Here is a 5,421-nt window from a genome sequence, read left to right as displayed (position 1 = left end):
GAGACAGCACTATATATTGTATGGTTGAAATATTTTACGCCTATATATAGGATCAACTCATCTTCAACACACCACCATTACGTAACTACCACGTTCTGAAAATGTTAAGGTGAAAAAAATGACTGAGATTACCATTTATAGTAAACCCAACTGCGTCCAGTGTAATGCAACCTACCAAGCGTTCGAGCGCAAGCAATTACCGTACACCATTATCGACCTTTCTGAAGATAACCAAGCCATTGAGTTCATAAGAAAACTAGGCTATCAGCAGCTTCCTGTCGTCATTGTAGGAGAGCAGCATTGGTCAGGCTTCCGCCCCGATAAAATCAATGCACTGATTGAGTAAGAGAGGTTGAAATGACCACTCAACCGCTAATTTATTTCTCGAGTCGCTCAGGTAATTGCCATCGATTCGTCGAAAAATTACAGCTGCCAGCCACTCGTATTCCCATTGGCCATCTACCTGAAAATGTACTTTTCGCCTCACAACCCTATGTGCTGTTGCTGCCGACCTATGGCGGTGGAACCGCTCATGGCGCTGTGCCTAAAGAAGTGGTGCACTTTCTCAATATCGAGGCAAACCGTGCGTTAATTCGCGGTGTCATCGCTGCGGGTAATACCAACTTTGGTGAGGCTTATGCCATTGCCGGCAACATTGTCGCTCAAAAATGCGCAATTCCCTTCCTCTACCGATTTGAATTATTAGGCACAGAGCGCGATGTGCAATCTGTAAAACATGGATTAAAAACATTCTGGGCTCACACAAAGGAGCAGATCAATGGATAACCCACAGCACAGTCACCTAAATAACAATCGCAATGCGGACTACCACGCGCTCAATGCGATGCTTAATCTTTATGATAGTGTAGGTCGTTTACAGTTGGATAAAGACAAACAAGCTGCTCACCTCTATTTCCGCCAGCATGTAAATCAAAACACGGTCTTTTTTCACGATTTAAAAGAAAAACTCGATTTCTTAGTCAATGAAAATTACTACGAAGAAGAGGTGCTCGCTCAATACGATTTCCCATTTATTAAACAGCTTTTTAAACAAGCCTACGCCCACAAATTTCGCTTCCAAACCTTTTTGGGCGCCTTTAAATATTACACCAGTTACACCCTAAAAACCTTCGATGGTGAGCGCTATCTTGAACGCTATGAAGACCGCGTTTGTATGGTTGCACTGGCTTTGGCGCAGGGCTCAAAATCCCTTGCGACTCTCTTAGTGGACGAAATCATTAGCGGACGTTTTCAACCTGCCACTCCCACATTTCTTAACGGTGGTAAAAAGCAACGAGGCGAGCTTATTTCCTGCTTTTTACTACGTATAGAAGACAATATGGAGTCCATAGGGCGCTCCGTGAACTCAGCCCTGCAACTGTCCAAGCGCGGAGGTGGTGTCGCTTTCTTGATGAGTAATTTGCGCGAACAAGGCGCACCGATTAAACAGATAGAAAACCAATCGTCTGGCGTGGTTCCGGTAATGAAAATGCTGGAAGATGCCTTTTCCTATGCCAATCAGCTAGGAGCAAGACAAGGTGCAGGCGCAGTGTATCTTCATGCTCATCACCCCGATATCCTGCGATTTTTAGATACTAAACGGGAAAATGCGGATGAAAAAATTCGAATTAAAACGCTTTCACTTGGGGTCGTGATCCCCGATATCACTTTCCAGCTCGCTAAAAACAATGAAGACATGTACCTGTTTTCCCCCTATGACATCCAAAAAGTCTATGGGGTACCGATGTCGGAAATCAGCGTGACAGAAAAATATCATGAAATGGTGAATAACAAAGCCATCAAGAAATTCAAAATTAATGCGCGAGAGTTTTTCCAGACTATCGCCGAAATTCAATTTGAATCTGGCTATCCCTACATTTTGTTTGAGGATACGGCTAACCGCGCCAATCCGATTGCAGGCCGAATCAATATGAGTAACTTGTGCTCTGAGATTTTACAGGTAAACCAACCTAGCCTTTATGAAGAAGATTTAAGCTACCAATATATTGGTAAAGATATTAGCTGTAATTTAGGCTCCATGAACATCGCCAAAACCATGGATTCTCCTGATTTTGCACGCTCAATTGATACTGCCGTTCGCGCCTTAACTGCCGTTTCTGATATGAGCAATATTCGCTCAGTTCCATCCATAGCCAAAGGTAACCAACAATCCCACGCCATTGGCTTAGGGCAAATGAATTTACATGGTTTCTTAGCTCGTGAACATATTCATTATGGTTCTGAAGAAGGGTTAGATTTTACCAATATCTACTTTTACACCGTGGCATACCATGCCTTAAAAACCTCGAACCAATTAGCTATCGAACGCCAACAAGCTTTTGATGGTTTTGAAATGTCCACCTACGCCAGTGGCGAGTATTTTGATAAATATATCAACAAAACATGGTCACCAAAGACCCAAACCGTGCAGGAATTATTCCGACGTTCGGGCATCGAAATACCAACACAAACGGACTGGCAGACATTAAAACAGTCCGTGATGGCACATGGAATTTATAATCAAAACTTGCAAGCTATTCCGCCTACGGGGTCTATCTCTTATATCAATAATGCTACCTCCAGTATTCACCCCGTGGTCGCGCCTATCGAAATTCGTAAAGAAGGTAAGATTGGGCGTGTTTACTACCCAGCCCCTTTTATGACCAATGAGAATCTCAAATACTACCAAGATGCTTATCAGATTGGTCCTGAGAAAATTATTGATACCTATGCCGAAGCCACCCAACACGTCGACCAAGGTTTATCACTAACCCTATTTTTCGATGGCAATGCCACCACCCGTGATATCAATAAAGCCCAAATATACGCATGGCGAAAAGGGATCAAAACCTTGTATTACATTCGATTACGTCAGACAGCACTTGAAGGCACCGAAGTCGAAGGCTGCGTCTCCTGCTCACTGTAAAAGGAAAAAGATAATGACCACCAGCACGCTCAATCGCCCTGTTCAAGCAATAAACTGGAACCGCATCCAGGATGATAAAGATCTCGAAGTGTGGAATCGATTGACCAGTAATTTTTGGCTTCCTGAAAAAATTCCACTATCCAACGATACGGTTTCTTGGAACACGCTGACACCTGCCGAACAGCAACTCACCATCCGCGTTTTTACGGGATTAACCTTGTTGGATACCATCCAAAATACCGTTGGCGCACCGTGTTTGATGGGAGATGCTCAAACGCCTCACGAAGAAGCGGTTCTCTCCAATATCAGCTTTATGGAAGCGGTGCATGCACGCTCTTACAGCTCGATTTTTTCAACACTGTGTTCCACTGTCGATGTTGATGAAGCCTATCGTTGGAGTGAAGAAAACAGCGCATTGCAAAATAAAGCCAAAATTATTTTGTCTTACTACTGTGATGAACATCCACTGAAGAAAAAAGTCGCCAGCGTCTTTTTAGAATCATTTTTGTTTTACTCGGGTTTTTACTTACCAATGTACTGGTCAAGCCGAGGAAAACTCACCAATACCGCCGATTTAATTCGTCTGATCATCCGCGATGAAGCTATTCATGGTTACTATATTGGCTATAAATTTCAGAAAGCCCTTGCCCATTATTCTGAACAAGAACGCAATGAAATTAAGGATTTCACTTTTTCGCTCTTGTTTGATTTATATGAAAATGAAATCAAGTACACCCAAGAGCTGTATGATGGCGTTGGCTGGAGTGAAGATGTGAAAAGCTTCCTTCACTATAATGCAAATAAAGCTTTGATGAATTTGGGCTATGAAGCACTTTTCCCTGACTCAATAACCCAAGTTAGCCCAGAGATTTTATCGGCGCTTTCGCCTGATGCCAACGAAAATCATGACTTTTTCTCAGGTTCAGGTTCATCCTATGTGATTGGTAAAGCAGTCAGTACTGAAGATGATGATTGGCTTTTTTGAATAACATCAACAAAAATATCTCGCATCAATCTTTTGAAAAAAATAATAAAATCACTTAAATCATTAATACTATAAACGGTCATAGTGGGATAGGCTTGATGCCTACCCACAGATCATAAAATAACATTCATATCCGAAGCATAATGAGCATGAAAACACCACAAGCGGAACTGACTACGGGCTTAACGCTCTTAATGGCCATCGCCACTGGGCTGGTCGTTGCCAGTAACTATTACGCACAGCCCCTGCTAGACACTATCGCTCTCCAATTCAACCTAACAACCAACATGGCGGGCTTTATTGTGACCGCCGCACAATTAGGTTACGCCGTTGGATTACTCTTCCTTGTTCCTCTTGGTGATCTTTTTGAACGCAAAAAATTGATCATCGTGATGACCACATTGTCAGCCAGTGGTTTATTAATCACCGCGCTTTCTGACAATATTTGGCAAATTCTTCTCGGTACCGCCCTCACAGGGCTATTCTCCGTTGTCGCCCAAGTTCTGGTTCCTATGGCAGCTTCTATTGCAAAGCCTCATCAACGAGGCAAAGCAGTGGGCACTATTATGAGTGGGTTACTTCTTGGGATCTTACTCGCTCGCACTATCTCCGGTGGCGTAGCAATGATAGGCGGTTGGCGAGCTATTTACTGGGTTGCCTTTGGATTAATGATGTTCCTGATCCTAATTTTGGCGCTTAAATTACCGCGTTATCACCAAAAAACGGATCTTAACTATTTTCAACTCATTGGCTCCATCGGACGTCTGTTTTTTACTACGCCAGTCTTAGCAACTCGCGCACTGCTTGGCGCCCTCACTTTCGCGAACTTTGCGCTATTATGGACCGCGATGGCATTCTTATTAGCCAGCCCACCGTTTAATTATTCTGAGGGTACTATCGGGTTATTTGGTTTGGTTGGTGCAGCTGGCGCATTAATGGCAACCCAAGCAGGACGCTTAGTGGATAAAGGTAAAGGCAAATTAGTCACTACCCTTGGACTAATTCTATTGTTGCTCTCGTGGGTCCCAATCGGTCTGGCAAAATATTCACTGATCGCTTTTATTATCGGCATCTTAGTGCTTGACCTTGCCATCCAAGGTGTTCACGTGACTAACCAAAGCACGCTTTATCGTATTATGCCTGAAGCACGAAATCGCTTAACTGCCGGCTATATGACCAGTTATTTTATTGGCGGAGCACTAGGTTCATTACTTTCAGGTTATGCTTATGAACATGCAGGTTGGATGGGCGTAGCGATTTCAGGCGTTGTTATCACCGGTATCAGTTTAATCATTTGGGCAATTGGTGCTCGATTCGATCCAATTATTACCTCTGAACAGTAATCCCTTCATTCATTTATATCTATAGCAGTCATCTATTTGGCTGCTATAGAACTTACCGCTCATTTAATATCTCATCTATTATTCATGCGTCCATTATTTAACCTATTATTATATCTCTGTGATAATAATCATCATGTTAAATAGCTAACAATGATAAATAATTGGTT

Annotated in this window: 5 protein-coding genes; all 5 read left to right on the top strand. The window is 42.9% G+C overall.

What is annotated here, in order from left to right:
* The first annotated feature begins 118 nt into the window (after window positions 1-118).
* The 5 genes from nrdH to JK188_RS16200 all read left to right on the top strand — a co-directional run bounded on the left by nrdH (window position 119) and on the right by JK188_RS16200 (window position 5,254).
* Window positions 119-346 carry a glutaredoxin-like protein NrdH gene (nrdH, locus tag JK188_RS16220; RefSeq protein WP_036947709.1) on the top strand — a complete coding sequence of 76 codons (228 nt, stop codon included), beginning with the start codon at window positions 119-121 and terminating at the stop codon, window positions 344-346.
* Between the two features lie 11 nt (window positions 347-357).
* On the top strand, window positions 358-786 hold the full coding sequence (gene nrdI, locus JK188_RS16215) for a class Ib ribonucleoside-diphosphate reductase assembly flavoprotein NrdI (RefSeq protein WP_036947711.1): 429 nt from the start codon (window positions 358-360) through the stop codon (window positions 784-786).
* The gene (nrdE, locus tag JK188_RS16210; RefSeq protein WP_211887933.1) at window positions 779-2,926 is read left to right on the top strand and encodes a class 1b ribonucleoside-diphosphate reductase subunit alpha; all 2,148 of its coding nucleotides are present in this window, start codon (window positions 779-781) and stop codon (window positions 2,924-2,926) included. Before nrdI ends, nrdE begins: the two co-directional genes overlap by 8 nt.
* A 13-nt stretch (window positions 2,927-2,939) precedes the next feature.
* Complete coding sequence (gene nrdF, locus JK188_RS16205) at window positions 2,940-3,911, top strand: class 1b ribonucleoside-diphosphate reductase subunit beta (protein WP_132494204.1); 972 nt, start codon at window positions 2,940-2,942, stop codon at window positions 3,909-3,911.
* A 143-nt stretch (window positions 3,912-4,054) separates the two neighbouring features.
* Window positions 4,055-5,254, top strand: a complete 1,200-nt coding sequence (locus tag JK188_RS16200; protein ID WP_211887932.1) for an MFS transporter — start codon at window positions 4,055-4,057, stop codon at window positions 5,252-5,254.
* Window positions 5,255-5,421 lie beyond the last annotated feature (167 nt).

The sequence above is a fragment of the Providencia sp. JGM181 genome (assembly GCF_018257375.1).
Classification (GTDB): domain Bacteria; phylum Pseudomonadota; class Gammaproteobacteria; order Enterobacterales; family Enterobacteriaceae; genus Providencia; species Providencia lanzhouensis.
Note: the sequence above shows the minus strand (reverse complement) of the source record. Positions and strands in the feature narration are given on the sequence as shown.

Excerpts from the sequence above, each read along its gene's own strand:
- nrdH (WP_036947709.1), top strand. The coding sequence starts at position 119 with ATGACTGAGATTACCATTTATAGTAAACCCAACTGCGTCCAGTGTAAT.
- nrdF (WP_132494204.1), top strand. The coding sequence starts at position 2,940 with ATGACCACCAGCACGCTCAATCGCCCTGTTCAAGCAATAAACTGGAAC.
- nrdE (WP_211887933.1), top strand. The coding sequence starts at position 779 with ATGGATAACCCACAGCACAGTCACCTAAATAACAATCGCAATGCGGAC.
- JK188_RS16200 (WP_211887932.1), top strand. The coding sequence starts at position 4,055 with ATGAGCATGAAAACACCACAAGCGGAACTGACTACGGGCTTAACGCTC.
- nrdI (WP_036947711.1), top strand. The coding sequence starts at position 358 with ATGACCACTCAACCGCTAATTTATTTCTCGAGTCGCTCAGGTAATTGC.